Raw genomic sequence first — 25142 nt, 5'->3', positions numbered from 1 at the left:
AAGCACCAGCATGTTTTTTCCGGAATTGGTAACGGTTACGTTTGACGCAAGGGCGGAATTAGCTTACAAGGTTTAGCGATTTTGAATTACGGGCCAGCGGCCCATTAGCGTATGCATTTTAACCGTTTTTTATCGTGCGCAACCGGCGTAGCCGCTGCAACCACATCCGGCTGATAAATGAAGCGGACTGAAACGCGCGACAGTTCTGTGTGCAATGGGCAAGGTAAATTTAATCGGTTGCCAAAACACCTTCAGTGTTGAGATAATTTTTAGTCTGACTCTCGCACTATCGCTCATGAGGTTTCAGTTCATGTCCTGCCTGGTTTAGGGTGGGGTATCATCAACGAATTGTCTTAGTTATATCGAAAAAATGGCAGAGAAACGCAATATCTTTCTGGTTGGGCCTATGGGTGCCGGCAAAAGCACTATTGGGCGTCAATTAGCTCAGCAACTCAATATGGAATTTTTCGATTCCGATCAAGAAATTGAGCGACGTACCGGAGCGGATGTGGGCTGGGTTTTCGACGTTGAAGGCGAAGACGGCTTCCGCGACCGCGAAGAAAAAATCATTAACGAACTCACTGAAAAACAGGGCATTGTGCTGGCGACAGGTGGCGGTTCCGTCAAGTCTCGCGAAACGCGCAACCGTCTTTCCGCTCGTGGCGTGGTGGTCTATCTTGAAACGACCATCGAAAAGCAGCTGGCACGTACTCAGCGCGATAAAAAGCGTCCGTTGCTGCAGGTGGCCTCTCCGCCACGTGAAGTGCTGGAAGCCTTAGCTGACGAACGCAACCCGCTGTATGAAGAGATTGCTGACGTTACCATCCGCACCGACGATCAGAGTGCGAAAGTGGTCGCTAATCAGATTATCAATATGCTGGAGAAGAGCTGATAACGCTCTGATGCCCTGTCATGGGCAGCGCACAAAAGGTGATATGGCGTCATGGAGAGGATTACAGTAACGCTGGGGGAGCGCAGTTACCCCATTACTATCGCCGCCGGATTGTTTAACGACCCGGCTTCATTCTGGCCACTGAAGGCAGGCGATCAGGTTATGCTGGTGACCAACCAGACCCTGGCTCCTCTCTATCTGGACGTCGTGCGCGCACGCCTTGAAGGTGCCGGCGTGCTGGTCGACAGCGTGATCCTGCCCGACGGTGAACAGCATAAGACGCTGGCCGTGATGGACCAGGTGTTTACCGCGCTGCTGTCTAAACCCCACGGCCGTGATACTACGCTGGTCGCGCTGGGTGGTGGAGTGATCGGTGATTTAACCGGTTTTGCTGCCGCCAGCTATCAGCGCGGCGTGCGCTTTATTCAGGTCCCCACCACGCTGTTATCACAGGTGGATTCCTCCGTTGGCGGTAAAACCGGCGTGAACCATGCGCTGGGTAAAAACATGATCGGGGCGTTTTATCAACCGGCCTCGGTTATTATCGATCTCGACTGCCTGAAAACGCTGCCGAAGCGCGAGCTGGCCTCTGGCCTGGCGGAAGTGATTAAGTACGGCATCATCCTCGACGGCGAGTTTTTCAGCTGGCTGGAACAGCATATCGACGATCTGCTGGCGCTGGATGCTGGCGCAATGGCTTACTGCATCCGCCGCTGCTGCGAACTGAAAGCGGAAGTGGTGGCGGCCGATGAGCATGAGCGTGGGCAACGCGCGCTGCTTAATCTGGGCCATACTTACGGTCATGCGATCGAAACCTTTATGGGTTACGGCAACTGGCTGCACGGTGAGGCTGTGGCGGCCGGTATGGTGATGGCCGCGCGTAACGCACAGCGCCTGGGTCAGTTCACTGCCGAAGACGTGGCAAGGGTTATTGCGCTGCTGCAGCGTGCCGGATTACCGGTACATGGCCCGGAAAGCATGGCTCCCGCCGACTATTTACCACTGATGATGCGTGATAAAAAAGTGATCGGCGGTAAACTGCGTCTGGTCCTGCCGTTAAAGGTAGGCCAGGCCGAAGTGCGTAGTGATGTGCCACATGATATGGTGCTGGCTTCTGTTCAGGATTGTCTGAAGCCGTGATATCCACCCGCGCTCTGCCGCGGGTTCATCTTCAGATGTTACGGCCGTTCACAGGGTTTGAACGGCTTTGCTGCTCTATGGGAGGAGATTAAATGGACGAGTTTAAACCGGAAGACGAGTTAAAACCTGACACCAGCGATCGCCGACCTACGCGGCCCCGTAAAACGCCTTCCGCTGCGCCAAAGGTACCGGTATCACGTCAGCATATGATGATGGCGATCGGTATCCTGGTGCTGATCCTGCTGGTGGTGGGGATTGGATCGGCGCTGAAGTCGCCGGACAACAGCACGGCACAGAGTGGCGGCAACACACCGGCCAGCGGCAGCGCAGAGAAAAATATCGACCTTTCTGGCTCCTCGTCGATGAGTGGTTCATCCCCCTCTGCGGCAGCGGCTGAAGGCCCGCTGACCAGCGGCCAGGGCAGCTCGCCACAGGAGCTGAGCGCGCCGCAGATTGCGTCCAGCCCAACCGAAGCGCAGGCACTGCCAACACCGCAAAATCAGCAGCGGGTCGAGCTGCCGGGCGATCTGAATAACGCCCTGAGCAATCAGCAGGGGCAGGTGGATGCGGCAGCCCAGAGCGGCATCGGCGACTCCACCCTGCCGGTGGCTCCGGCTACCGTAGCCGCAGGTGCGGGCAGCCGTGCCTTGGCCGGTTCGTCCGTTGGCGCGCAGCAGAGCAGCAAACCTGCGGCGGCGCATAAGCCCAACAGCAAAGCGGCTCACGCTGAAAGCAAACCCCAGTCCACGGCGCGCAGTACGGTTAATCATGCCGCCAGCAGCGCTCCTGCCAGCCGCAGCACCGGCACCAGTGCCGCCAGCAACACCGCCAGCCGCAGCACCGGCACCAGTGCCGCCAGCAACACCGCCAGCAGAAGCCCGGTGGCCGCAGGCGGTTCAACGCCTGGCGGGAATTTCACCCTGCAGCTGAGCAGCGCATCCCGTTCAGATACGCTGAACGCCTGGGCAAGAAAGCAGAATCTCAACGGCTACCATGTCTATCAGACCACGCGTAACGGTCAGCCGTGGTACGTGCTGGTCAGTGGTTCTTATGCCACCTCTGCCGATGCCAAACGCGCTGTCGCGACATTACCTGCTGAAGTCCGGGCGCAGAACCCCTGGGTGAAGCCGGTCAGCCAGGTGAAAAAAGAAGCCGGAAAATAATTCTCCGCCGGGGCAACCCGGCGATTACTGAAGTGTGTGAGCGTGCCGCAGGCACGTGGACAGTTCTGAGCGCAGATATGCTGTCGGTGTAACCACAGCCTGATGAGTAAAAATAATTAACGACGGCATGAAAAAAAATCGCGCTTTTTTGAAGTGGGCAGGAGGGAAGTATCCCCTACTGGACGACATCCGTCGCCATCTGCCGGAAGGGGACTGTCTGATCGAGCCGTTTGTCGGTGCCGGGTCGGTCTTTCTCAATACGCAGTATCCGCGCTATCTTCTGGCTGATATCAACAGCGACCTGATTAACCTCTATAACATCGTTAAAGACCGCACCGACGAGTTTGTCGGCGACGCACGTGCACTGTTTACCCCGGAAGTGAATGATTCGGAGGTGTACTATGCCCTGCGGCGGGAGTTCAACCTCAGCCGTGATTCATACCGGCGTGCGTTGCTGTTCCTGTACCTGAATCGCCACTGCTACAACGGCCTGTGCCGTTATAACCTGAGCGGCGAGTTCAACGTGCCTTTCGGTCGTTATCGTAAGCCTTATTTCCCGGAAGAGGAGCTTTACGGCTTTGCTGAACGGGCGCAGAAGGCGATCTTTGTCTGTGAATCCTACGATGCTACGCTGACCAAGGCGCTGCCGGGCACGGTGGTCTACTGCGATCCGCCGTACGCGCCGCTGTCCGCCACCGCCAATTTTACGGCCTACCACACCAACAGTTTCAGCCTGCGCGAGCAGCAGCATCTGGCCGAGCTGGCGATGACGCTGGCGAGTGAGAGCGTTACGGTGCTGATCTCCAACCATGACACGCCGCTGACGCGTGAGTGGTATCATCAGGCGAAACTGCACGAAATTAAGGTGCGACGCTCGATCAGCCGCAGCGGCACCACGCGTAGTAAGGTGAGTGAGCTTCTGGCGCTGTACAGCGGCGTCGGTAAAAAACCATGAAGTGATTTGGGAGAAACGAATGAAAAAGTTTTTAATTGCCCCATCGATTCTGGCCGCAGATTTTGCCCGCCTGGGTGAAGACACGGCGAAGGCGCTTGCCGCTGGCGGTGACGTGGTGCATTTCGACGTAATGGATAACCACTACGTGCCCAACCTCACTATGGGGCCAATGGTGCTGAAAGCGCTGCGCGATTATGGCATTACCGCGCCGATCGACGTGCACCTGATGGTCAAACCCGTTGACCGTCTGGTGCCGGACTTCGCTAAAGCCGGCGCCAGCTATATCACCTTCCACCCTGAAGCCTCTGAACACGTTGACCGTACGCTGCAGCTGATTAAAGAGCACGGCTGTAAAGCGGGCCTGGTGCTCAACCCGGCGACGCCGCTGAGCATTCTCGACTATGTGATGGACAAGCTGGATGTGATCCTGCTGATGTCGGTCAACCCGGGCTTTGGCGGCCAGTCGTTTATCCCCGGCACCCTCGACAAGTTGCGTCAGGTGCGCAAGCTGATCGACCAGAGCGGCTTTGATATTCGCCTGGAAGTGGATGGCGGCGTGAAGGTCGATAATATTGCTGAGATCGCAGCGGCGGGTGCCGATATGTTTGTCGCCGGTTCGGCCATTTTTGGTCATCCTGACTACAAGAAAGTGATCGACGAAATGCGTACCGAACTGGAGAAATCTCATCATGGCGCGTTTCACTAAACCTCGCGCGCTGGCGTTTGATCTTGACGGTACGCTGACCGACAGCGCGCCGGGCCTGGCGGCCGCGGTGGACGCGGCTTTAACCGAGCTGGATTTGCCGGTGGCCGGCCTCGAACGGGTGGCCACCTGGATTGGTAACGGCGCCGACGTGCTGATTGAACGTGCGCTGACCTGGGCGCAGGGCCATGCACCGCAGCCTGAATACCTGCGCGAGGCGCGCCTGCTGCTGGACCAGCACTACGCACAGAGCATAAACAGCGGCAGCCTGCTCTATCCGCAGGTGCGTGAGACGCTGGCCGTGCTGGCGGCACACAACCTGCCGATGGCGCTGGTCACCAACAAACCCACGCCGTTTGTCGCGCCGCTGCTGGCGTCCCTCGGCATCGACAGCTACTTCTCGCTGATTATCGGCGGTGATGATGTGCCGGTGAAAAAGCCGCACCCGGCGCCGCTGTTTATGGTGCTGGGTCAGTTTGGCCTGCTGCCCGCGGAATTGCTGTTTGTCGGCGACTCACGCAATGATATTCTGGCGGCGCAGGCGGCGGGATGTCCCTGCATCGGTATGACCTACGGCTACAACCACGGTGAGCCGATCGCCACCAGCCAGCCGGACCTCACGCTCGATCACTTTAACGATTTATTGCCCGCACTCGGGCTGCCATTATCAGGATGACTATCATGAGCAAACCCATCGTATTCAGCGGCGCACAGCCTTCAGGTGAACTGACCATCGGCAACTATATGGGTGCGCTGCGTCAGTGGGTTCAGATGCAGGACGACTATCACTGCGTTTACTGCATCGTGGATATGCATGCTATTACCGTCCGTCAGGATCCGGTGGCCCTGCGTAAAGCCTCACTGGATACGCTGGCGCTCTACCTGGCCTGCGGTATCGACCCGGCGAAAAGCACCATCTTCGTTCAGTCCCACGTGCCGGAGCACGCGCAGCTCGGCTGGGTGCTGAACTGCTACACCTATTTTGGTGAGCTGAGCCGCATGACCCAGTTTAAGGATAAGTCCGCGCGCTACGAAGAGAACATCAACGCCGGGCTGTTTGACTACCCGGTGCTGATGGCGGCCGATATCCTGCTGTACCAGACCAACCAGGTGCCGGTGGGTGACGACCAGAAGCAGCACCTTGAGCTGAGCCGCGATATCGCTTCACGCTTCAACGCGCTGTACGGTGAGATCTTCAAGGTGCCTGAGCCGTTTATTCCTAAGTCCGGCGCGCGCGTAATGTCGCTGCTGGAGCCGACCAAAAAGATGTCCAAGTCCGACGACAACCGCAACAACGTTATCGGCCTGCTGGAAGATCCGAAGTCGGTGGTCAAGAAGATCAAACGTGCGATGACCGACGGCGACGAGCCGCCGGTGGTGCGTTACGACGTGAAAGAGAAGCCGGGCGTCTCTAACCTGCTGGATATCCTCTCCGGCGTGACCGGCACTCCGGTAGCCGAGCTGGAAAAACAGTTTGAAGGCCAGATGTACGGCCACCTGAAGGGCGCGGTAGCGGACGCCGTTTCCGCGATGCTCAGCGAGCTGCAGGAGCGCTACCATCGTTACCGCAACGATGAAGCCTTCCTTGAGCAGGTGATGCGTGACGGAGCGGCCAAAGCCCGCGCCCGCGCGCAGGAGACGCTGAAGAAGGTATACGAAGCGATTGGCTTCGTCGCCCAGCCGTAATCCTTACCCGCGGGCCGTCAGGCGGCCCGCTACTTCCTTCCACTTCTACCTCCACCTCCTCTGAACGTCCCTTGTACCCATAATCCGGACTTACGGCCCTTTGGCTATGTATGCAAAGCCTCTTTGTGCTGTTTCTGGCGCGGGAGATTGAATGTCCTTATTCTGATGTTATGATCCGCCCATAAGGATATGGGGTGACAGAATGGATCAGGAAGATTATGGCTTACGAACGTTGCTTGATATGCATGGCTACCAGTTCACGCTGGATAACGGCTACTGGTGGAAAATCGAGGCCTATGGCGTTGAGAAATCACGGTTCAGACCGCATGGTATCCGCTACAACCTGACTCTGCATAACCGCTACAACCATCGCTTTTGGGATGGATAATGCACATGCGATCGATCCTCCCAAAAAAGGGGGGTTCCCTGCGCGTCTGGTGGTGTATGGCCATCTGCACCGAAACTCAATCGATCCGGGTTATCCCTATTTCTTTCACTCTGCCGCTCAGCTTTTAGATGATTTTTTTGCCGCAGTAGATCGCGTTGTCAGTGAGGATAGAGGTAAATAATGAAAGCATTAATCGGTGTGATCCCTGAACAGATTCTGAGAAAGCGGATGCTGGCGATTGCCTCAGGCAAATATCAGCCGCTGCCGGATGAACCGAAAGTCTGGTTTGCTTCGGTGAACGCCATCGGGCAGATCCTCAGCAATGAAAATATCGCGCTGTTACGGCTGATGGCAGAGCAGCAGCCGCAAACGATCAGCGCGCTGGCCCGGCTGTCTGGCAGGCAGGTGAGCAATTTATCCGTCACGCTGAAAACGCTGAGCGGCTATGGTTTTGTACATCTGGAAAAGCGGGGAAATTCGATAAAACCGCGTGCGCTGTATACCGATTTTGAAATCCGCATCGACAGCGTCTGGATGAGCGATAACAGCGCCGCATAAAAAAGGCCGGAATCGCTTCCGGCCTTTTTTGTTTTAGTGGGAACCCATATGCCCGTGCTGCTTGTGCTTGCTGACGAAGCCGAGCAGCAGACACATGATGAACACCACGGCATACAGCCCGTTGGCGGTCGCCAGCGCCGCGTGTGCGCCGCCTTTCTCGACGATCGGGCCGGTGACCACGAAAGTCAGCATAGTGCCGACGGTGCCGCAGGTCAGGATAAAGTTCACCAGCTTCGGTGAGGAGACCTTAGTCTGCAGCGAGCCGAGGGTGATGATGGTGGTGTAGATGGCGCTTGAGAAGAAGCCCAGGCAGATCATAATCCACTTCAGCATCGAGGCATCGCTGCTGGAGATAAACCAGTACATCAGCCCGGTGGCCACCAGCGCCAGTACGGTGAGGATGCGCTGCGGATCGAAGAAGCGCAGAATGGCGCTGAACGCCCACATGCCGACCATATAGGCGGTCCAGAAGTTGCCCACCAGCGTACCGGCCTGGGTGATATCCATGCCCATCTCTTTGGTGGCATACTGCGGCACCCAGCCGATAAAGCCGAGCTGGCCAAGGATGTAGCACAGCGCCGCAATCGACAGGAAGCCAACGCCGATGCCCCACTTCTCTTTTTCCACCGGTTGTCCGCTGTGGCTCTTTTTACCCAGTACCGGGAATTCGAAGCACAGCGCGAGAATAAAGATCGCCACGTAGATCACGCCTATGCAGGCATATACCCAGTACCACGGCAGCGCACGCGCCAGCAGGGCGGCGGCGATAATCGGGAAGATGGTACCGGCCATGCTGAAGAACGAGTCGGTAAACAGCAGGCGGGACCCGCGCTGACGGCCCTGGTACATGTGGGTGATCAGGAAGGTACCGATCGACATGGTGATACCGCTGACGACGCCGAGCACAAACATGCACAGAGAGAACACGCTGAGGCTGTGGGTGGTCATCAGGCCGGCGATCGCCAGGATCATCAGCACGAAGCCAAACATCAGCTGGCGCTTCAGCGGCACGATCTCCATCAGCCAGGCGTTCAGGAACACGGCAAGCAGGATACCGGCGTTCAGGAAAGTAAAGGTGTTGCTCATCTGCGCTACCGGCAGATGGAACCAGGCAGCAATATTCTCCAGTACCATGCCGGTGACGATGACCACAGCACCCGTCAACGCGTAGGAGAAAAAGCTGATCCAGGTAAGCCCAATTCGATCGCGATTAGTCATAGTGGAAACCTGTTAGAAGGAAGTCAACGGGCAGGGCGCCCGGGGAGTTGCCGGGGAAGTTTAACGATATTCGTGATCTGCATAAATCTTTACTGAAACATTAATTTTCATATTTCATTCATAATGTGATCAGGATCACCGTTTCGTGCAATACGATAACGTTTGCGCCGGCGGCCCGGCTGAGTAAATAAAGGTAAAACACTGGCGCGGCACCGGGTGCCTCTTTACAATCAGCTGTGCTTTTATGGCTTATCGCCCCCCGTAAGGAATCTTTCATGTTGAAACGTACTTTGACCGCCATGGCGGCCGTTCTCGCGCTCTCTACCCTCTCTGCTTCTGCGCTGGCCGCAAAAGGGGATGCGCACGTGCTGCTGACCACCTCAGCCGGCAACATTGAGCTGGAGCTGAACAACCAGAAAGCCCCGATTTCAGCAAAAAACTTTGTCGATTATGTGAACAGTGGTTTTTATAACAACACCACTTTCCACCGCGTGATCCCGGGCTTTATGCTGCAGGGCGGTGGCTTTACCACGGATCTGCAGCAGAAGTCGACCAACGCGCCGATCAAGAATGAAGCGGATAACGGCCTGCTGAACAAGCGCGGCACCATTTCCATGGCGCGCACCGCAGAGAAGGACAGCGCCACCAGCCAGTTCTTCATTAACGTGGCGGATAACGCCTTCCTTGACCACGGCCAGCGCGATTTTGGTTATGCGGTGTTCGGCAAGGTGGTGAAAGGGATGGACGTTGCTGACAAGATTGCGCAGGTTCCGACTCAGAACGTCGGCCCGTACCAGAATGTACCGGTGACGCCGGTGGTGATCCTCTCCGCCAAAGTCCTGCCGTAACGCACCCCGCGCGGCCCGTGTGGCAGGCCACGCCTGCTGCACCGGCCGCACTGTTCTGCCCGCCTCGGTGGAAACAGATCTGCAGCCCGGCCTAAAATCCGTAGAATAAGCGGCAACCCGTCGATCAGGATTTTTCATGCTGCTGCTTATTGATAACTACGACTCCTTTACCTGGAACCTTTACCAGTATTTCTGCGAGCTGGGCGCGGAGGTCTGCGTGCGCCGCAACGATGCGATCACTCTGGATGAAATCAGCCAGCTGGCACCGCGTCAGCTGGTGATCTCCCCCGGCCCCTGTACCCCGAACGAAGCCGGTATTTCGCTGGAGGCGATCCGCCACTTTGCCGGCCGGCTGCCGATCCTCGGCGTCTGCCTCGGGCATCAGGCGATTGCCCAGGCGTTTGGCGCACGGGTGGTGCGCGCGCGCCAGGTGATGCACGGCAAGACGTCGGCCATCGAGCATAATGACGGCGGCGTGTTTGCCGGGCTGAATCATCCGCTTAACGTTACCCGTTACCATTCGCTGATCGTGGAAAACGGTACGCTGCCCGCTGAGTTTGAACTGACGGCCTGGACGCTGCGCGACGGTCAGCCCGATGAGATCATGGGTTTTCGCCACCGCACGCTGCCGCTGCAGGGGGTGCAGTTTCACCCGGAAAGCATTCTCAGCGAGCAGGGCCATCAGCTGCTGGAAAATTTTCTCAGAACCTGATTAACGGTTGCCTTTGTGTGATTTTTTATGCATATTTTATGACTATATTTTCATGTTAATTTAACGTTCAACGGGTGAGGTAGGGAATGGCGGCTGAAAAAATGGCGGTTACGCGGGCGACCTTTGATGAGGTGATTTTGCCTGTTTATGCACCTGCACAGTTTGTGCCGGTGAAAGGAAAAGGCAGCCGCGTCTGGGATCAGCAGGGAAAAGAGTACGTGGATTTTTCCGGTGGGATCGCGGTAACGGCGCTGGGGCACTGCCATCCGGCGCTGGTTGAGGCGCTGAAAACGCAGGGCGAGACCCTGTGGCACACCAGCAACGTATTTACCAACGAACCTGCGCTGCGCCTGGCTTCAAAGCTGATTGCCGCCACCTTCGCCGACCGCGTATTTTTTGCTAACTCCGGTGCGGAAGCAAACGAAGCCGCCTTTAAGCTGGCGCGCTACTACGCCAGCCAGCGTCACAGTCCGTTTAAAAGCAAGATTATTGCCTTCCACAACGCCTTCCACGGCCGCACGCTGTTTACCGTGTCGGTTGGCGGTCAGCCGAAGTATTCCGACGGCTTTGGCCCGAAACCGGCCGACATTATTCACGTGCCGTTTAACGATCTGGCCGCGGTGAAGGCGGTGATCGACGATCACACCTGCGCCATTGTGGTCGAGCCGATTCAGGGCGAGGGCGGGGTCACGCCGGCTACGCCGGAATTTATGCAGGGCCTGCGCCAGCTCTGTGACCAGCACAACGCGCTGCTGGTGCTGGACGAGGTGCAGAGCGGTATGGGCCGCAGCGGCAAGCTGTTCGCTTATGAGCACTACGGCGTGCAGCCGGACATTATCACCACCGCGAAAGCGCTGGGCGGCGGCTTCCCGGTCAGCGCGATGCTGACCACCAATGAGATCGCCTCGGTGATGGCTCCGGGCGTGCACGGCACGACCTACGGCGGCAACCCGCTGGCCTGTGCGGTCGCCGAAGCGGCGCTGGATATCATCAATACCCCTGAGGTGCTGGACGGCGTGGCCGAGCGCCGTCAGCTGTTTGTCGAGGCGCTGCAGGCGCTGGATGCCCGCCTGGACCTGTTCAGCGAGATCCGCGGCAAGGGCCTGTTAATCGGCGCGGCGCTGAAGCCACAGCACGCCGGCAAAGCGCGTGACATCCTTACCGCCTCGGCGGCGGAAGGGGTAATGGTGCTGGTTGCAGGGACTGACGTGATCCGCTTTGCTCCGTCGCTGGTGATTGAGCCTGCCGACATTGCCGAAGGTATGGCACGCTTCGCGGCGGCGGTGGAAAAGGTGCTGGCGTAAGCCTCACCGACTTTACACGCTGACTGGCTGACTGGCTGACTGGCTGACTGGCTGAACGATCGTGTGGCGTGCTGGCGGGCGGGCACTTAGCCTGGCCCCAACGGCAGCGACGACAGCGACGGATGCCGGTGGGTAACGGTGATGCTGAGGGCGGGAGCGATCCCGCCCTCAGTTTTTTTTGCCCAGACGGCGGCGCAGCCAGCCGCCGTGGTGCGGGCGCTGGCTCCATGTCAGCGACGAGATAGTGTGCATTATGCTGAGGTGGCTGAGGATGCGCTTAACGTGGCGTTCGACCACGGTGGTTGGCCCGCCGTGGAGCGCCTCAGGCGATTCCAGCACGTTGCTCTCCGATCCCGGTCCGTCATACTCCAGCCGCTGCTGGCAGCGCTGCAGGGCAATCTCACAGGACTGCAGATAGCGCTCCGCAAGCGATCGGGTCAGCATGGTATGTTCGCGCGCCAGGATGGTAATGGCGTTGATATGTTCGACGATAAACTGGCTGTGGGTCACCCACAGCTTCATGTCGGAGAGATAGCGTGAGTTAAAGCCCGGCTCCTGCATCGCCTGGTTCAGCGAGTTAAACAGCGCATTGTGCGCCTGGTTGACGCGCATGCGCTGATACGCCAGCTTGCCGGCATCCTGCTCGTCGCCCAGTAACAGCCGCAAAGCCTCCTGGTCCGCCTCCAGCGCGTCGTGCGCGTTCTGCCGCAGCAGGCCGTTCTGCCACTGTGGCCACAGCCAGATCATGCCGCCAAAGGCGATCAGGCAGCCCATCAGCGTATCCATCAGCCGCGGCAGCAGAAAATCGGCACCGTTCAGCGACAGCAGTTGCAGCGTCCATACCGTGGTCACCGTAAAGCCGACCGTGGCCCAGCCGTAGAACGGGCGGATAATCAGGTAGCTCACCAGCGTAATCGCCAGCATCAGCAGCAGCACCACCGACTCCGGCGCGTGCAGGCGCAGGGTGAGTGCCGCCACCGCCAGCCCGGCCAGTGTGCCCAGCGCACGGTGTTGAATGCGTACCCGGGTAGCGCTGTAACCGTTGAGGCTGACGAACATCACCGTCATCAGCACCCAGTAAGGTTTGGGCAGGTTAAAGAACAGCGCCAGCGTACTGGCAAAGGTCAGCATCACCGCATAACGGGCGGCGGTGCGCAGCGCGGTGGACTTCAGCGACAGGTAGCTTTTCAGCGCCGGGATCAGCGGCAGGCGGCGCTGGCGGTCGGCCATCAGGTCGCGGCGGTAGAGCGGCTGCTGGGTGCGCAGCAGGCGGGCGATACGGCTGAAGTGGTAATAACAGAAGTTGCCGACCGGATTGTCAGGATGCTGGCGGGCGATCTTCTCCAGCGCCTGTAGCTGTTTTTCCATGCCAAAGCGCGCTGACAAACGATGGTAGAGGATATCATCCGCCAGCGTGCGCAGCCGCGCGGCAATAATCCGGGCGTTCCAGCGGATCACTGCCTCTGCATGGCTCTGTTCGACCAGCTTTTGCACCTCCTGCGGCTGATGCAGGCTGACGGCGATATGCTCCTGCAGATCCAGCGCCACCTGAAAGGCGCGCGTCAGCCGCCGGTAGTGCTGATCGCGGCCGGCGGAGAGCATATGCATCTGCTGATAGCAGGTATTAATCAGGTCGACCGCCTTCTGCTGACGAATCAGCAGCGGCGGCAGCGCGGTATCGGGGTCGGTCAGGCGGGTCAGCAGGGTATATTTGGCTTCGCAGTAACCCGCCAGTTCACGGTAAAGCAGGCTCAGGGTTTCCCGCAGCGGCTGCTCTTTCCACAGCCAGAACCAGAAGCCGTTAAACAGTCCGTACCACAGGGTGCCGCAGATAAACAGCAGCGGCGGCTGCCAGACAGGCACCCGGCCTGCCAGGCTTAAGGTAAAGATGGCGGCGATCAGCGACGCGGGCAGCAGGCGGCCGTGCAGCGGGCTGATTTCACCCAGCACGCCAAGCACCATCGTCATCAGCAGCAGGATCAGCGGCAGCGGCACGCCCTGTGCCCCGGCGTACTGGATCAGAAAACTGCAGCCGGCAAACAGCGAGCCGCCGACGATCAGGCGTTTAAAGAAGCGTTTATGCAGGGTATCAAGGCCGGCGTTGTTGCAGCAGGCGGGGACTAAAGAGAACAGCAGACCCTGTTGCAGGGCTCCGAACAGCCAGCCAATCGCCACCGGCAAACAGAGCACCAGCGTTTGCCGCAGGGCGTAGTTGACCTCAGGGTGATAGATGAGTCTACGCCACATGCACCGTACCCATAAAAAAGGCGCGACAGAAGCCTGTCGCGCCGCAGGATTAAGATCGGTTAACGGGTGCCGTAAACGACAATGGTTTTGCCGTGTGCAGAGATCAGATTCTGATCTTCCAGCATTTTCAGGATACGGCCCACGGTTTCACGGGAACAGCCGACGATCTGGCCGATCTCCTGACGGGTGATTTTGATCTGCATGCCATCCGGGTGGGTCATGGCATCGGGCTGTTTGGCCAGATTGAGCAGGGTCTGGGCAATACGGCCGGTCACGTCGAGGAAGGCGAGGTTGCCGACCTTTTCAGACGTCACCTGCAGACGACGCGCCATCTGCGAGGAGAGACGCATCAGAATATCCGGGTTTACCTGAATCAGCTGACGGAATTTTTTGTAGGAAATTTCAGCCACTTCGCAGGCCGCTTTCGCGCGCACCCAGGCGCTGCGCTCCTGCCCCTCTTCAAACAGGCCCAGTTCGCCAATAAAGTCGCCCTGGTTCAGGTAGGAGAGGATCATCTCTTTGCCTTCTTCATCCTTGATCAGCACCGCTACCGCGCCTTTGACGATGTAGTAGAGGGTTTCTGCCTTTTCACCCTGATGGATCAGCGTGCTTTTGGATGGATATTTGTGAATATGGCAATGTGACAGGAACCATTCGAGAGTCGGGTCTGTTTGCGGTTTGCCGAGAACCATTCGCTGTTATCCTCTGTTTTGTCATCGAGCCCAAAAACAGGGGCTGCTCTCCCTGCCAGGCGTTGAAATAGTCAAGCGTTTCCCTGAGGGAAAATGATACGGGTCTCTGTTCAGAGCATGGCTCGCGTAGGGGGCCCGTTTTTACCGTGCATGATGGTGACAGTAAATATTACAGCTTTGTTTGTAGCACAGCTTTACATAACTGTCTTGTGTTGTATCGCTTCAGCATAGCGGGAAAAGGGAGGGCGTGCTGTTTTTGCCGGTAGAACAGCGCCACGCGTCACGCCCGCTGGCTTTCTCAAGTATTTTCAACAGCTGCTGCGCGCTGGCGGTCAGCGGCGAGTGGCTGGAGCAGACCGCGCCATACCGCAGCGCGGGTAGCGTGCCGATCGGCAGCTGCACCAGGCTGTGCGACCAGCGGCTCACCACCGGTTCCGGTAACAGCATCAGGTATCCCGCACGCTCGACCAGTTCGATGGCGGACAGTAACGAACTGGTGCGTAATGCAGGCTGCGGCAGCGCCTGAAAAAAGCGTTTCAGCTCATCATTTAACGATGACAGCGTGGCGCTCTCATCTTCTGCCAGCAGCCATTTTTGCTCGCTCAGCTGGGTTAACGCCCGCGCCCGCCGCGCCGGATGATTTTTGCTGGCGACCACGCACAGCGGCACCTGAAAGAGCGGGGTGATCACCAGCCGCTCCTGCTTAAGGTCAGCGGGAACCGGCCCGGCGGCAAAGTCGATCTCGCCGCTGTTCAGCAGCGGCAGCAGGCTGCGCATCAGGCCCTCTTTGACGGTTAGCCGGGCCTGCGGGTGGCGCAGGCGGAATTTTTCGACCACCTCCGCCAGCATCGTTGAGCCCACCAGGCTGCAAACTCCCACCGCCACCTGCCCCTGCTGAGGATGCTGGGCGGAGTAGATTTCATCCCCCGCCCGCTGCAGCTCCTGCAGGATAAAGCGGTTGCGTACCGCGAACAGCTGGCCGCTGGGCGTAAGCGTGATCCCGCCAGGGCCGCGCAGAAACAGCTCCGTTTGCAGCGTATTTTCCAGTTCCTTCAGCGCCCGGCTGATGGCCGGCTGTGACTGTGCCAGCGTGCGGGCCGCCGAGCGGATACTGCCCTGACGCACGACTTCTTCAAACACCCGCAGCTGCTGCATTTTAGGTAGATAGCGCATCCCGTTCTCCTTCACTGATGCCAGAAACGTATCAGGGCAACGAAAATTTCATCTTACCTGACTGATGTAAATCCCTGATGGTGTTGTGGACATGTTAAATCATTGTGTTTGTTTCGTTGTGATGTTGCTCACAGCGCGGGACAGAGACTGACGGACGTAATTGATTGATTCCTTTTCAGTTAATTAGGAGAAACAGCAATGGATAGACGCGCACGCCTGGGAATGATCCTGATGTTATTTGCCGGCTATACCCTGATTTATATCGATAAAACCGTGATGGGCTTTGCGCTTCTGCCGATACGCGCAGAGTTTAACTTCACCCCGCAGCAGGTCGGCCTGATCCCGGGCTTATTTTTTTTCTCCTACACCCTGTTTCAGATCCCCGCCGGCTGGTTAAACGACCGGCTGGGCTACCGGGCGATGCTGGTGATGTCGCTGGCGCTGGTGGGCGTATGTGCCCTGCTGTTTGGCTGGTGGGGGCTGGGCCTTGGCTGGCTGATCCTGTTTCGCATGCTGGCCGGCATCGGTCACTCCGGTTATCCCAGCGCCAGCGCGAAAACGGTGACCATGACCTTCGATCTGCAGCATCGAACCTTTGTACAGTCGCTACTGCTCTCCTCCTCAGGAATGGCGATGGTGATCGGGCCGCTGCTGGCAATCTGGGCGCTGCGGGTGATGCACTGGCAGCAGATGTATATGGTGTTTGCCGCACTCTTTCTGCTGGTGGCGCTGCTGATGCTGGTGCTACTGCCAAAACACGGACAGCAGCAACAGGAGGTGGCCGCGCCGTCGCGGGGTAGCTGGCGGCTGATGTTTCGTCATCCGCTAATCTGGCAGCTGATTATCGCCAACGTCTGCGTCAATCTTCCCGCCTACAGCCTGATGGCCTGGCTACCCAGCTTTCTGGTCAAAGAGCATGGCCTGTCGATGGCCGTTACCGGTGAGATCATCTCCATCGGCGGTATTGGGGCGTGGGCTTCGTCGATTATCGGCGGCTGGCTGGTGGGGCGCTATGGCTCCGGTCGCGAGCCGCTGGTGATCCTTTGCACCGCGCTGGTTGCGGCCTGTGGCCTGCTCGGCATCTATTTTTCCACCTCGCTGATGGCGACGATTGTCATTCTGATGATCACCAACGGTGCCACCTTCTGCACCTTTGTCTTTACCTTTACGCTGCCGTTGAAACGTTTCGAACCGCGCATTATGGGCACCACGGTGGGCTTTCTTAACGCCTGCGGTGTGGCCGGCGGGTTTATTGGCCCGATCGTCATCGGGTATCTGGTGGCGGCCAGCGGAGGGGACTACTTCACCAGCTTCCTGTTTATGATGGTCGCGATCGTGATTGCCGGGCTGGCGCTGCTGCCCGGCAGCCGGCGGCCGCTTATCTCACCGCAACATCAGGAGTCACTATGAACGCTGCAGTTGCTTCACTGATTGAGGATGTCACACCGCAGGTGGTCGCCTGGCGGCGGCATATTCATGCTAACCCCCATCTCTCCTTTTACGAGCAGGAGACGGCCGACTACGTGGCCGCGGAGCTGGCGAAGATGGGGCCATTGGCCCTGACGCGGTTGACGCCGAACAGCGTGCTGGCGGAGCTGACCGGCGCGCGCAGCGGCCCGTGTATTGCGCTGCGCGCGGATATGGACGCCCTGCCGATCCATGAGCTGAACGATGAGCCGTTTACCTCACGCCATCCGGGGGTGATGCACGCCTGCGGACACGACGCGCACACCGCGATGCTGTTGGGCGCGGCCAAAGTGCTGTGCCAGCTGCGCTCGCAGATTGCCGGACGCGTGCGCTTCGTTTTCCAGCATGCCGAGGAGGTACCGCCCGGCGGAGCGCAGGAGCTGGTGGAACTGGGGGCGATGCGTGACGTACAGACGATCTTCGGCCTGCACGTGATGCCCGGTTTTCCCACCGGCACCGTCGGTTTTACCGAAGGGGTGTTCAGCGCCGCCAGCGACAACTTTGATCTGATCCTGCAGGGCACCGGCGCGCACGCGGCGATGCCGGATAAAAGCTGCGATCCGATCGTGATGGGGGCAGGGGTGGTGCACGCGCTGCAGCAGGTGGTGTCGCGGCGGCTGAACCCGAACGACCGCGCGGTGCTGACCGTGGCCAGCTTTCTTGCCGACGGTGGCTACAACGTGATCCCGGACAGCGCGCACCTCAGGGGTACGCTGCGCACGCTAAGCCGCGAGGCGCGCGAAGAGATCCCTAAGATGATGGAGCAGATGCTGGAGGGCCTGACCCGGGCCTCTGGCGGCAGCTACCAGCTGAACTGGACGCGCGGCTACGTCACCGGCGTTAACCACCGCGACGCCTGCCAGATCGCTGCAGAGAATGTCCGAGCCCAGCTGGGCGAGCAGGCGTTGAAAATTCTGCCGCACCCGATGTTCGGCTGTGAAGACTTTTCGGCCTACCAGCAGGTGGTGCCCGGCTGCTTCCTGTTTGTCGGTTCGGGCAACGAGGCAATCGGGGCCTGCTGGAATCTGCATAACCCCCACTTCCGCCTTGATGAGGCGGTGCTGCCGCTGGGCGTGAAGCTGCATATCGGGTTTATCCAGCGGCTGCTGATGGACGGGCGCACCTGACGGCCACCGTCCGAACGGCGGGGCTCAGACGATTTTTTTACCTTCGATCAGCCGTTGCACCAGCGGTGCCATGATCAGCTCCATCGCCAGGCCCATCTTACCGCCGGGCACGACCAGGGTTTTCATATGCGAGATAAAGGAGCCCTGCAGCATGGCGAGCAGATACGGGAAGTCGATATCCTCCAGACCCTGGAAATGGATCACCACAAAACTCTCGTCGAGCGAGGGAATGCCGCGGGCGGCGAAGGGGTTGGAGGTATCCACCGTCGGCACCCGCTGGAAGTTGAGGTGGGTGCGCGAGAACTGTGGCGTAATAAAGTTGATGTAGTCCTCCATCGAGCGCACCACCGAATCCATCACCGCCTCGCGCGAGTGGCCGCGCTCGCTGGTGTCACGTACCAGCTTCTGGATCCATTCGAGGTTGACGATCGGCACCACGCCCACCAGCAGGTCAACGTGGTCTGCCACGCTGTGCTGTGGCGTTACCACGCCGCCGTGCAGCCCCTCATAGAACAGCACGTCGGTCGGTTCCGGCAGCGGCTGCCACGGGGTGAAGGTGCCCGGCACCTGGTTCCACGGCACCGCTTCATCATAGGTGTGCAGATACTTGCGTGACTGGCCCTTACCGCTGCGGCCATACCCGGCGAAGGTCTGCTCCAGCAGGCCGAAATCGTTAGCCTCCGGCCCGAAATAGCTGACGTGTTTCCCCATGTCACGTGCCTTACGGATGGCCATATCCATCTCCGGGCGGGTAAAACGGTGAAAGCTGTCGCCTTCCACCTCGGCCGCGCGCAGATTAAGCTGCTGGAATATTTTCCTGAACGCCAGGCTGGTGGTGGTGGTTCCTGCCCCGCTGGAGCCGGTGACGGCGATAACCGGATGTTTGGCTGACATGACGGACAACTCCCTTAAACTTCGAACCCAGGCTGCATTGGTATCACGTTTGGCGCGGTAATGTCACCAGTGCTGCATGCGCCGCCTGACCCGGCCAGCGCGTTATCGTCACTCCCTGAACTGGCCGCGCGGCATGATATTGACGGTTTCATGCAGTTCAGACCACATCAGCACTACCTCGCCGCTGACCAGCTGGCGCCGCACGTCGTCCACCTTCTCGGCCAGCGTGCGCTCCTGCTCGCCATAGTCGGTGCCTTCGCGCAGCACAAAGGCTTCCAGCAGGCTATCAAGGGTTTCAGGGTTAAGATCGCGCCAGGGAATAATCATCGTTGCTCCAGCCAGGGGGTAAGCCACTGTGGAATGCGCTGCTCCAGCCACATCTGTGGCTGACGCAGGGTTCCACCTACAAATCCGACATGCCCGCCGTGCTGCGTCAGCTGATAGTCAACGCACGCCGGCAGCAGTGCGGGGTCGGGGATCACTTCAGGGGTCATAAAAGGGTCGTCGCTGGCGTGCACGATCAGCAGCGGTTTACGCACGCCGGGCAGCAGCGGCAGGGCGCTGCAGCGGCGATAGTAGTCGGTGGCATCGGCAAAGCCGTGAGCGCGGGCGGTGATCGCATCATCAAAGTCGCGCAGCTGGCGCAGGGACGCCAGCTGTTGCAGATCGACCGGCAGCGTACCGGGCCACGCCAGCAGCTTGCGGCGGGCGTTCTGCTTCAGCAGGTTCAGCAGATAGCGCTGGTAGACGCGGGAAAATCCCTGCTCCAGCCGCCGGCTGCAGGGCTCCAGCATCAGCGGCGCAGAGACCACCACCCCGGCGTCCAGCAGACACGCGTCCCCCTGTTTTCCCATCAGGCAGGCCAGCATATTGCCGCCGAGGGAGATGCCTACCGCGGCGGTCGGTACGTCGCCCCACGTCTCACGCAGCCACCGCAGGAAGAAGCTGGCATCTTCCGTTTCGCCGGAATGATAGATGCGGTTCAGGCGATTCGGCGTACCGCTGCAGCCGCGAAAATGCATCACCACACCCAGCCAGCCGCGCGCCTGCCATGCCTGCATCAGGCCGTGGGCATAGGGGCTGTTGAAACTACCCTCCAGGCCGTGGAACAGCACCACGCGCGGTTTGTGGCGCGCCTGCGCCGGGTCTTCGCTCCAGGCCAGATCGACAAAATCGCCGTCCGGCAGGGTCAGGCGCTGCCAGTGGGGGCGCAGGGCAATGCGGCGGCGCAGCAGGCGCGGCAGAATCGTCTGCAGGTGCGGATTGGCCGCGCCCGGCAACGGGTGAAAAGCCTCGCCGGGGCGGGGGGCGAAATTTATAACGTCCGGGCTTGTTGAATCCATGGCTCGCTGTTAGCTTCATCGGGTTAACGATCGGTAGTGGGTGAGAGGCGCCCGTTGTATGGAACTGAGTCTGTTTTTATCTATGTTAGGCTTTCTTTGGGTCGCTGCCATCACGCCGGGCCCTAATAATATGTTACTCACCGCTTCCGGTGCCAGGTTTGGTTTGCTGCGTTCGCTGATGCTGCTGGTGGGCATCATGATCGGTATGCAGCTGATGCTGCTCATGGTGGCCTTTGGCGTTGGTGGCCTGATCCTGCTCTATCCCGCGCTGCATCTGCTGCTGAAAATTGCCGGTAGCCTCTACCTGCTGTGGCTGGCGTGGAAAATCGGCAGCGCCGGGTATGAAGAGCTGAACACCGATGCCGCCCCGGCCACACCGATGCCGTTCTGGCAGGGCGGGCTGCTGCAGCTGATCAACCCGAAAGCCTGGCTGATGGCGCTGGGCGCGGTAGCCAGCTTCAGCCTGGCGGGGGAGGCCTATCTGCACTCGGTGCTGGCCATCAGTTTCGGCATGGCGCTGGTGAATCTGGTCTCAGGGATTATCTGGATCGGCTTCGGGGCGCTGATCGGCCGCATTCTGCGCAGCCGTCGGGCGTGGCGCCTGTTCAACGTGGCGATGGGGCTGCTCACCGCCGCCTGTGTGCTGCTGATCTGGCGCTGAGGGCTGGGGGCTGGTCGCCTGTCACTCCGGCTACTGGCTCAGGGAGCCTGTCCACTCCGTCAAGACGCAAAAAGCGTCATCCGTGACAGCCCGGCACGGCAACTCCCTGTGCCGTGACGCTTTACTCCCTGTACAGGCTCCCATCGCCTCAGATTCGGTGTCGTCTGCCGGGTGCGGACTGAAACAGCGACATCAGCACTTTCGGACAGACCCGATACGCCGGGCACCTGAATTCACAGCGACCAGCCTGAACGTAATGAGGCCGTACACGGTTTATAACACCGGCTAATCCCGCTTTTTTGCATTGAATTGCTGTCTTTTTTCTAAGCAGATTTCGGTATAACAGAGAATTTTTAATTACTTTATTACGATAGTGCCGCCCGGTTACAAAGGAGGGGTTCACCCATAACAATAATTTTCGGAGCGGGCTATGGCGGGTAAATTTTCACTTTCAATTTTAGCAGCGGCACTGTCGCTGACGGCACTCAGCGTTCAGGCGGTGGATGTCACCATCGCTTATCAGACCTCAGCAGAACCGGCCAAAGTGGCGCAGGCCGACGGCACGTTTGCCAAAGAGAGCGGGGCAAAGGTCGACTGGCGTAAGTTTGACAGCGGCGCCAGCGTGGTGCGCGCGCTGGCCTCCGGCGACGTGCAGATCGGCAATATCGGCTCCAGCCCGCTGGCGGTAGCCGCCAGCCAGGGCGTGCCGATCGAGGTGTTCCTGCTGGCGTCCCAGCTCGGCAACTCCGAGGCGCTGGTGGTCAAAAAGAGCATTAAGGACCCGAAAGATCTGATCGGTAAGCGCATCGCGGTGCCGTTTATCTCCACCACCCATTACAGCCTGCTGGCCTCGCTGAAACACTGGGGCATCAAGCCGGGCCAGGTGCAGATCGTGAATCTGCAGCCGCCGGCGATTATTGCGGCCTGGCAGCGCGGCGATATCGACGGTGCTTACGTCTGGTCACCGGCGGTGAATCAGCTGGAGAAGGATGGCAACGTGCTAACCGACTCGGCGCAGGTGGGCAAATGGGGTTCCCCAACGCTCGACGTCTGGGTAGTGCGCAAGGACTTCGCCGAGAAGCATCCTGAGGTGGTCACCGCCTTCGCCCGCAGCGCGCTGGCCCCGCAGAAAGCCTATATCGATAACCCGGATGCGTGGCTGAAGCAGGACGACAACCTTGAGAAGCTGGCGCGCCTGAGCGGCGTGCCGAAAGAGGACGTGCCGGTGCTGGTGAAGGGTAATACCTACCTGACCGCGCAGCAGCAGATCGAACAGCTCAACGGCCCGGTGAACAAAGCGATTGTCGATACCGCTGGCTTCCTGAAAGAGCAGGGCAAGGTGCCACAGGCGGGCAGCGATTACAGCAGCTTCGTTACCGACCGCTTTATCCAGCCGCTGACTAAATAACCGGAGGTTGCCGATGCTTGCCGTTTCTCATCTTCACGCCAGCTATCAGGGCAAGCCTGCGCTGCAGGATATCAATCTGTCGATCGGCAACGGCGAGCTGGTGGTGGTGCTGGGGCCTTCCGGCTGTGGCAAAACCACGCTGCTCAACCTGATTGCCGGGTTCCTGCCGGCCGACAGCGGCAGCATCACGCTGGACGGCCAGCCGGTACGCGGGCCGGGTGCCGACCGCGGCGTGGTGTTCCAGAATGAAGGGCTTCTGCCGTGGCGCAACGTGCTGGATAACGTCGCCTTCGGCTTACAGCTGGCGGGCGTGGAGAGGACGGAACGCCATGCGGTGGCGCGACGTGTGCTGAAAAAGGTCGGGCTGGAGGGCGCGGAGAAGCGCTGGGTCTGGCAGCTTTCCGGCGGCATGCGTCAGCGGGTGGGCATTGCCCGCGCGCTGGCGGCCGATCCGCGCCTGCTGCTGCTGGATGAACCCTTTGGCGCGCTGGATGCGTTTACCCGTGAACAGATGCAGGAGCTGCTGCTGACCCTGTGGCGCGACAGCGGCAAGCAGATCCTGTTAATTACCCACGATATTGAAGAAGCGGTATTTCTGGCCAGTGAGCTGGTGCTGTTGTCGCCAGGCCCCGGCCGGGTGGCGGAGCGGCTGGCGCTGGATTTCGGCCGCCGCTACGCTGCCGGTGAAAGCTGCCGGGCGATCAAATCCGATCCGGCGTTTATCGAACGCCGTGAATATGTGCTCAGCCGGGTGTTCCATCAGCGCGAGGTGTTTATATGAGTTCCCTGACCAGTGAAAAAGTGGCACCGCGCCGTCGTTTGCGCCTGCGCTGGCCGCTGAATCGCCAGCTGACGCTGAGCCTCTCTACCCTGACGGTGCTTATTGCAGTTTGGTGGGCGATTACCGCCCTGCAGCTGATCGGCCCGCTGTTCTTACCGCCGCCGCAGCAGGTGCTGCAGAAGCTGTTAACCATTGCCAGCCCGGCAGGCTTTATGGACGCCACGCTGTGGCAGCATCTGGGGGCCAGCCTGACGCGTATTCTGATTGCCCTGCTGGCCGCAGTGGCAATTGGCGTGCCGGTGGGCATTTTTATGGGCCTGAACGAGACCGTGCGCGGTATTCTCGACCCGCTGATTGAGCTGTACCGTCCGGTGCCGCCGCTGGCCTATCTGCCGCTGATGGTGATCTGGTTCGGTATTGGCGAAACCTCGAAAATATTACTGATCTATCTGGCGATCTTCGCGCCGGTGGCGATGTCCGCCGTGGCCGGGGTGAAAAGCGCCCAGCAGGTGCGGCTGCGCGCCGCACGTTCCCTGGGTGCCAGCCGCTGGCAGGTGCTGTGGTATGTGGTGCTGCCCGGTGCGCTGCCGGAAATTCTTACCGGTTTACGCATCGGGCTGGGCGTCGGCTGGTCAACGCTGGTGGCCGCCGAGCTGATCGCCGCCACCCGTGGTCTTGGTTTTATGGTGCAGTCGGCTGGGGAGTTCCTGGCCACTGATGTGGTGCTGGCCGGTATTACGGTAATCGCCTTAATTGCTTTTGCGCTGGAGCTGGGGCTGCGCGCCCTGCAGCGTCGTTTAACCCCCTGGCATGGAGTACAGCAATGAACGAACGTATTAAAATTGAAGCGCTGGGGCCTTATATCGGCGCGCTGGTGAGCAACGTCGATCTGACCCGCCCGCTGAGCGACGGCCAGTTTGAGCAGCTCTATCACGCGCTGATCCGCCATCAGGTGCTGTTCCTGCGCGACCAGCATGTGACGCCGCAGCAGCAGCGCCAGCTGGCGCTGCGCTTCGGTGATTTGCATATCCACCCGGTCTACCCGCATGCGCCGGGCGTGGAAGAGATTATCGTGCTGGATACCCACGACAATAATCCGCCGGACAACGACAACTGGCATACCGACGTGACCTTTATTGAAACGCCGCCAGCCGGGGCGATCCTTGCCGCCAAACAGCTGCCGGAAACCGGCGGCGATACGCTGTGGGCCAGCGGTATCGCGGCGTTTGATGCGCTGTCTGAGCCGCTGCAAACCCTGCTCAGCGGCCTGCTGGCCGAGCACGATTTCCGTAAGGCGTTTCAGGAGTATAAATATCGCGGCAGCGAAGAGGAGCATCAGCGCTGGCAGCAGGCGGTGGCGAAGAACCCGCCGGTGGTGCATCCGGCGATCCGTACCCACCCGGTGAGCGGCAGAAAGGCGCTGTTCGTCAACGAAGGTTTTACCACGCGGCTGGTGGGCGTGAAGGAGAAGGAGAGTGACGCGCTGCTGAACTTCCTGTTCGCACACATCACCAAGCCGGACTTCCAGGTGCGCTGGCGCTGGCAGGTGGGCGACGTGGCGATCTGGGATAACCGGGTGACGCAGCACTATGCCAATGCGGACTATCTGCCGGCGCGCAGGATCATGCACCGGGCCACCATCCTCGGCGACAAACCCTTCTAAAACCGTCCGTACCGAGCTGCGACCGCGTTGCTGCGGCCCTTCGCGATGCTCACATACTGATGTATGCTCCGCTCGCTCAGCGCCTTGCGCCTTGTCTCGCTCCGGTACGATCGGTTTTT

Annotated in this window: 27 protein-coding genes; 20 read left to right on the top strand and 7 right to left on the bottom strand. The window is 59.6% G+C overall.

Features of this window, described 5'->3' with window-relative positions; translation table 11 throughout:
• Window positions 1-370 precede the first annotated feature (370 nt).
• From aroK to ASF13_RS03130, 10 genes are all read left to right on the top strand, one after another.
• A complete protein-coding gene (gene aroK / locus ASF13_RS03170) occupies window positions 371-892 on the top strand; it encodes a shikimate kinase AroK (RefSeq protein WP_056232534.1) in 522 nt (173 codons plus the stop codon).
• A 51-nt stretch (window positions 893-943) separates the two neighbouring features.
• Window positions 944-2032: a 3-dehydroquinate synthase gene (aroB, locus tag ASF13_RS03165; RefSeq protein WP_056232532.1), complete on the top strand. Its 1089-nt coding sequence runs from the start codon at window positions 944-946 to the stop codon at window positions 2030-2032.
• A gap of 92 nt (window positions 2033-2124) precedes the next feature.
• A complete protein-coding gene (gene damX / locus ASF13_RS03160; RefSeq protein WP_056232530.1) occupies window positions 2125-3195 on the top strand; it encodes a cell division protein DamX in 1071 nt (356 codons plus the stop codon).
• Between the two features lie 127 nt (window positions 3196-3322).
• Window positions 3323-4150, top strand: coding sequence for an adenine-specific DNA-methyltransferase (gene dam / locus ASF13_RS03155; RefSeq protein ID WP_056232527.1), 828 nt, complete (start codon window positions 3323-3325; stop codon window positions 4148-4150).
• 19 nt (window positions 4151-4169) lie between these two features.
• Window positions 4170-4856, top strand: a complete 687-nt coding sequence (gene rpe / locus ASF13_RS03150; protein ID WP_056232525.1) for a ribulose-phosphate 3-epimerase — start codon at window positions 4170-4172, stop codon at window positions 4854-4856.
• The gene (locus ASF13_RS03145) at window positions 4840-5529 is read left to right on the top strand and encodes a phosphoglycolate phosphatase (protein WP_056232523.1); all 690 of its coding nucleotides are present in this window, start codon (window positions 4840-4842) and stop codon (window positions 5527-5529) included. Before rpe ends, ASF13_RS03145 begins: the two co-directional genes overlap by 17 nt.
• A gap of 5 nt (window positions 5530-5534) precedes the next feature.
• The gene (gene trpS / locus ASF13_RS03140) at window positions 5535-6539 is read left to right on the top strand and encodes a tryptophan--tRNA ligase (protein ID WP_056232522.1); all 1005 of its coding nucleotides are present in this window, start codon (window positions 5535-5537) and stop codon (window positions 6537-6539) included.
• A gap of 202 nt (window positions 6540-6741) precedes the next feature.
• Window positions 6742-6927: a hypothetical protein gene (locus ASF13_RS24865; RefSeq protein ID WP_235514940.1), complete on the top strand. Its 186-nt coding sequence runs from the start codon at window positions 6742-6744 to the stop codon at window positions 6925-6927.
• Window positions 6920-7108 (top strand): hypothetical protein, encoded by a 189-nt coding sequence (locus ASF13_RS24860; protein ID WP_235514939.1) that lies wholly within the window; start codon window positions 6920-6922, stop codon window positions 7106-7108. Before ASF13_RS24865 ends, ASF13_RS24860 begins: the two co-directional genes overlap by 8 nt.
• Window positions 7108-7485, top strand: a complete 378-nt coding sequence (locus ASF13_RS03130) for a transcriptional regulator (RefSeq protein ID WP_056232520.1) — start codon at window positions 7108-7110, stop codon at window positions 7483-7485. The genes ASF13_RS24860 and ASF13_RS03130 overlap by 1 nt, the downstream gene beginning before the upstream one ends.
• Window positions 7486-7518: 33 nt before the next feature.
• Here the strand turns inward: ASF13_RS03130 and tsgA are convergent, their stop codons facing one another.
• Window positions 7519-8703 (bottom strand): MFS transporter TsgA, encoded by a 1185-nt coding sequence (tsgA, locus tag ASF13_RS03125; protein ID WP_056232518.1) that lies wholly within the window; start codon window positions 8701-8703, stop codon window positions 7519-7521.
• Window positions 8704-8978: 275 nt separating this feature from the next.
• Here tsgA and ppiA point away from each other — a divergent pair, with 275 nt between their 5' ends.
• The 3 genes from ppiA (at window position 8979) to ASF13_RS03110 (ending at window position 11567) form a co-directional block, all read left to right on the top strand.
• Complete coding sequence (ppiA, locus tag ASF13_RS03120) at window positions 8979-9551, top strand: peptidylprolyl isomerase A (RefSeq protein ID WP_056232516.1); 573 nt, start codon at window positions 8979-8981, stop codon at window positions 9549-9551.
• A 136-nt stretch (window positions 9552-9687) separates the two neighbouring features.
• Complete coding sequence (locus ASF13_RS03115) at window positions 9688-10263, top strand: aminodeoxychorismate synthase component II (RefSeq protein WP_056232514.1); 576 nt, start codon at window positions 9688-9690, stop codon at window positions 10261-10263.
• Between the two features lie 86 nt (window positions 10264-10349).
• A complete protein-coding gene (locus ASF13_RS03110) occupies window positions 10350-11567 on the top strand; it encodes an aspartate aminotransferase family protein (RefSeq protein ID WP_056232513.1) in 1218 nt (405 codons plus the stop codon).
• Between the two features lie 168 nt (window positions 11568-11735).
• Here the strand turns inward: ASF13_RS03110 and ASF13_RS03105 are convergent, their stop codons facing one another.
• The 3 genes from ASF13_RS03105 to ASF13_RS03095 form a co-directional block, all read right to left on the bottom strand.
• The gene (locus tag ASF13_RS03105; protein WP_056232511.1) at window positions 11736-13814 is read right to left on the bottom strand and encodes a YccS/YhfK family putative transporter; all 2079 of its coding nucleotides are present in this window, start codon (window positions 13812-13814) and stop codon (window positions 11736-11738) included.
• Window positions 13815-13873: 59 nt separating this feature from the next.
• Window positions 13874-14506 carry a cAMP-activated global transcriptional regulator CRP gene (gene crp / locus ASF13_RS03100; RefSeq protein ID WP_024966547.1) on the bottom strand — a complete coding sequence of 211 codons (633 nt, stop codon included), beginning with the start codon at window positions 14504-14506 and terminating at the stop codon, window positions 13874-13876.
• Between the two features lie 222 nt (window positions 14507-14728).
• Window positions 14729-15679, bottom strand: a complete 951-nt coding sequence (locus ASF13_RS03095; RefSeq protein WP_056232509.1) for a LysR substrate-binding domain-containing protein — start codon at window positions 15677-15679, stop codon at window positions 14729-14731.
• A 198-nt stretch (window positions 15680-15877) separates the two neighbouring features.
• Here ASF13_RS03095 and ASF13_RS03090 point away from each other — a divergent pair, with 198 nt between their 5' ends.
• Both ASF13_RS03090 and ASF13_RS03085 read left to right on the top strand, forming a co-directional pair.
• Complete coding sequence (locus ASF13_RS03090; RefSeq protein ID WP_072166271.1) at window positions 15878-17089, top strand: MFS transporter; 1212 nt, start codon at window positions 15878-15880, stop codon at window positions 17087-17089.
• The gene (locus tag ASF13_RS03085) at window positions 17086-18273 is read left to right on the top strand and encodes an amidohydrolase (protein ID WP_056232505.1); all 1188 of its coding nucleotides are present in this window, start codon (window positions 17086-17088) and stop codon (window positions 18271-18273) included. Before ASF13_RS03090 ends, ASF13_RS03085 begins: the two co-directional genes overlap by 4 nt.
• Before the next feature lie 24 nt (window positions 18274-18297).
• Here the strand turns inward: ASF13_RS03085 and ASF13_RS03080 are convergent, their stop codons facing one another.
• The 3 genes from ASF13_RS03080 to ASF13_RS03070 form a co-directional block, all read right to left on the bottom strand.
• Entirely contained in the window at window positions 18298-19167 is an 870-nt protein-coding gene (locus ASF13_RS03080) for a phosphoribulokinase (RefSeq protein WP_056232503.1), read from the bottom strand.
• Window positions 19168-19275: 108 nt separating this feature from the next.
• Window positions 19276-19494, bottom strand: coding sequence for a YheU family protein (locus ASF13_RS03075; protein WP_056232501.1), 219 nt, complete (start codon window positions 19492-19494; stop codon window positions 19276-19278).
• Window positions 19491-20510 carry a hydrolase gene (locus tag ASF13_RS03070; protein ID WP_056232499.1) on the bottom strand — a complete coding sequence of 340 codons (1020 nt, stop codon included), beginning with the start codon at window positions 20508-20510 and terminating at the stop codon, window positions 19491-19493. The genes ASF13_RS03075 and ASF13_RS03070 overlap by 4 nt, the downstream gene beginning before the upstream one ends.
• A 58-nt stretch (window positions 20511-20568) precedes the next feature.
• Between ASF13_RS03070 and ASF13_RS03065 the strand changes: the two genes are divergently transcribed.
• From ASF13_RS03065 to tauD, 5 genes are all read left to right on the top strand, one after another.
• The gene (locus tag ASF13_RS03065) at window positions 20569-21171 is read left to right on the top strand and encodes a LysE family translocator (protein WP_056232497.1); all 603 of its coding nucleotides are present in this window, start codon (window positions 20569-20571) and stop codon (window positions 21169-21171) included.
• A gap of 430 nt (window positions 21172-21601) precedes the next feature.
• The gene (gene tauA / locus ASF13_RS03060; RefSeq protein ID WP_056232495.1) at window positions 21602-22579 is read left to right on the top strand and encodes a taurine ABC transporter substrate-binding protein; all 978 of its coding nucleotides are present in this window, start codon (window positions 21602-21604) and stop codon (window positions 22577-22579) included.
• Window positions 22580-22592: 13 nt separating this feature from the next.
• Window positions 22593-23360 (top strand): taurine ABC transporter ATP-binding subunit, encoded by a 768-nt coding sequence (gene tauB, locus ASF13_RS03055; protein WP_056232494.1) that lies wholly within the window; start codon window positions 22593-22595, stop codon window positions 23358-23360.
• Complete coding sequence (tauC, locus tag ASF13_RS03050) at window positions 23357-24187, top strand: taurine ABC transporter permease TauC (RefSeq protein ID WP_056232492.1); 831 nt, start codon at window positions 23357-23359, stop codon at window positions 24185-24187. The genes tauB and tauC overlap by 4 nt, the downstream gene beginning before the upstream one ends.
• Window positions 24184-25023, top strand: a complete 840-nt coding sequence (gene tauD, locus ASF13_RS03045; RefSeq protein ID WP_056232491.1) for a taurine dioxygenase — start codon at window positions 24184-24186, stop codon at window positions 25021-25023. Before tauC ends, tauD begins: the two co-directional genes overlap by 4 nt.
• Window positions 25024-25142: the final 119 nt, after the last annotated feature.

The organism is Erwinia sp. Leaf53 (genome assembly GCF_001422605.1).
Lineage (GTDB): Bacteria > Pseudomonadota > Gammaproteobacteria > Enterobacterales > Enterobacteriaceae > Erwinia.
The sequence above is the reverse complement of the archived record's forward strand: the minus strand, read 5'-3'. Positions and strand labels throughout refer to the sequence as shown.

Coding starts and splice junctions, on each gene's coding strand:
- aroK (WP_056232534.1), top strand. CDS start 371: ATGGCAGAGAAACGCAATATCTTTCTGGTTGGGCCTATGGGTGCCGGC.
- aroB (WP_056232532.1), top strand. CDS start 944: ATGGAGAGGATTACAGTAACGCTGGGGGAGCGCAGTTACCCCATTACT.
- damX (WP_056232530.1), top strand. CDS start 2,125: ATGGACGAGTTTAAACCGGAAGACGAGTTAAAACCTGACACCAGCGAT.
- dam (WP_056232527.1), top strand. CDS start 3,323: ATGAAAAAAAATCGCGCTTTTTTGAAGTGGGCAGGAGGGAAGTATCCC.
- rpe (WP_056232525.1), top strand. CDS start 4,170: ATGAAAAAGTTTTTAATTGCCCCATCGATTCTGGCCGCAGATTTTGCC.
- ASF13_RS03145 (WP_056232523.1), top strand. CDS start 4,840: ATGGCGCGTTTCACTAAACCTCGCGCGCTGGCGTTTGATCTTGACGGT.
- trpS (WP_056232522.1), top strand. CDS start 5,535: ATGAGCAAACCCATCGTATTCAGCGGCGCACAGCCTTCAGGTGAACTG.
- ASF13_RS24865 (WP_235514940.1), top strand. CDS start 6,742: ATGGATCAGGAAGATTATGGCTTACGAACGTTGCTTGATATGCATGGC.
- ASF13_RS24860 (WP_235514939.1), top strand. CDS start 6,920: ATGGATAATGCACATGCGATCGATCCTCCCAAAAAAGGGGGGTTCCCT.
- ASF13_RS03130 (WP_056232520.1), top strand. CDS start 7,108: ATGAAAGCATTAATCGGTGTGATCCCTGAACAGATTCTGAGAAAGCGG.
- tsgA (WP_056232518.1), bottom strand. CDS start 8,703: ATGACTAATCGCGATCGAATTGGGCTTACCTGGATCAGCTTTTTCTCC.
- ppiA (WP_056232516.1), top strand. CDS start 8,979: ATGTTGAAACGTACTTTGACCGCCATGGCGGCCGTTCTCGCGCTCTCT.
- ASF13_RS03115 (WP_056232514.1), top strand. CDS start 9,688: ATGCTGCTGCTTATTGATAACTACGACTCCTTTACCTGGAACCTTTAC.
- ASF13_RS03110 (WP_056232513.1), top strand. CDS start 10,350: ATGGCGGCTGAAAAAATGGCGGTTACGCGGGCGACCTTTGATGAGGTG.
- ASF13_RS03105 (WP_056232511.1), bottom strand. CDS start 13,814: ATGTGGCGTAGACTCATCTATCACCCTGAGGTCAACTACGCCCTGCGG.
- crp (WP_024966547.1), bottom strand. CDS start 14,506: ATGGTTCTCGGCAAACCGCAAACAGACCCGACTCTCGAATGGTTCCTG.
- ASF13_RS03095 (WP_056232509.1), bottom strand. CDS start 15,679: ATGCGCTATCTACCTAAAATGCAGCAGCTGCGGGTGTTTGAAGAAGTC.
- ASF13_RS03090 (WP_072166271.1), top strand. CDS start 15,878: ATGGATAGACGCGCACGCCTGGGAATGATCCTGATGTTATTTGCCGGC.
- ASF13_RS03085 (WP_056232505.1), top strand. CDS start 17,086: ATGAACGCTGCAGTTGCTTCACTGATTGAGGATGTCACACCGCAGGTG.
- ASF13_RS03080 (WP_056232503.1), bottom strand. CDS start 19,167: ATGTCAGCCAAACATCCGGTTATCGCCGTCACCGGCTCCAGCGGGGCA.
- ASF13_RS03075 (WP_056232501.1), bottom strand. CDS start 19,494: ATGATTATTCCCTGGCGCGATCTTAACCCTGAAACCCTTGATAGCCTG.
- ASF13_RS03070 (WP_056232499.1), bottom strand. CDS start 20,510: ATGGATTCAACAAGCCCGGACGTTATAAATTTCGCCCCCCGCCCCGGC.
- ASF13_RS03065 (WP_056232497.1), top strand. CDS start 20,569: ATGGAACTGAGTCTGTTTTTATCTATGTTAGGCTTTCTTTGGGTCGCT.
- tauA (WP_056232495.1), top strand. CDS start 21,602: ATGGCGGGTAAATTTTCACTTTCAATTTTAGCAGCGGCACTGTCGCTG.
- tauB (WP_056232494.1), top strand. CDS start 22,593: ATGCTTGCCGTTTCTCATCTTCACGCCAGCTATCAGGGCAAGCCTGCG.
- tauC (WP_056232492.1), top strand. CDS start 23,357: ATGAGTTCCCTGACCAGTGAAAAAGTGGCACCGCGCCGTCGTTTGCGC.
- tauD (WP_056232491.1), top strand. CDS start 24,184: ATGAACGAACGTATTAAAATTGAAGCGCTGGGGCCTTATATCGGCGCG.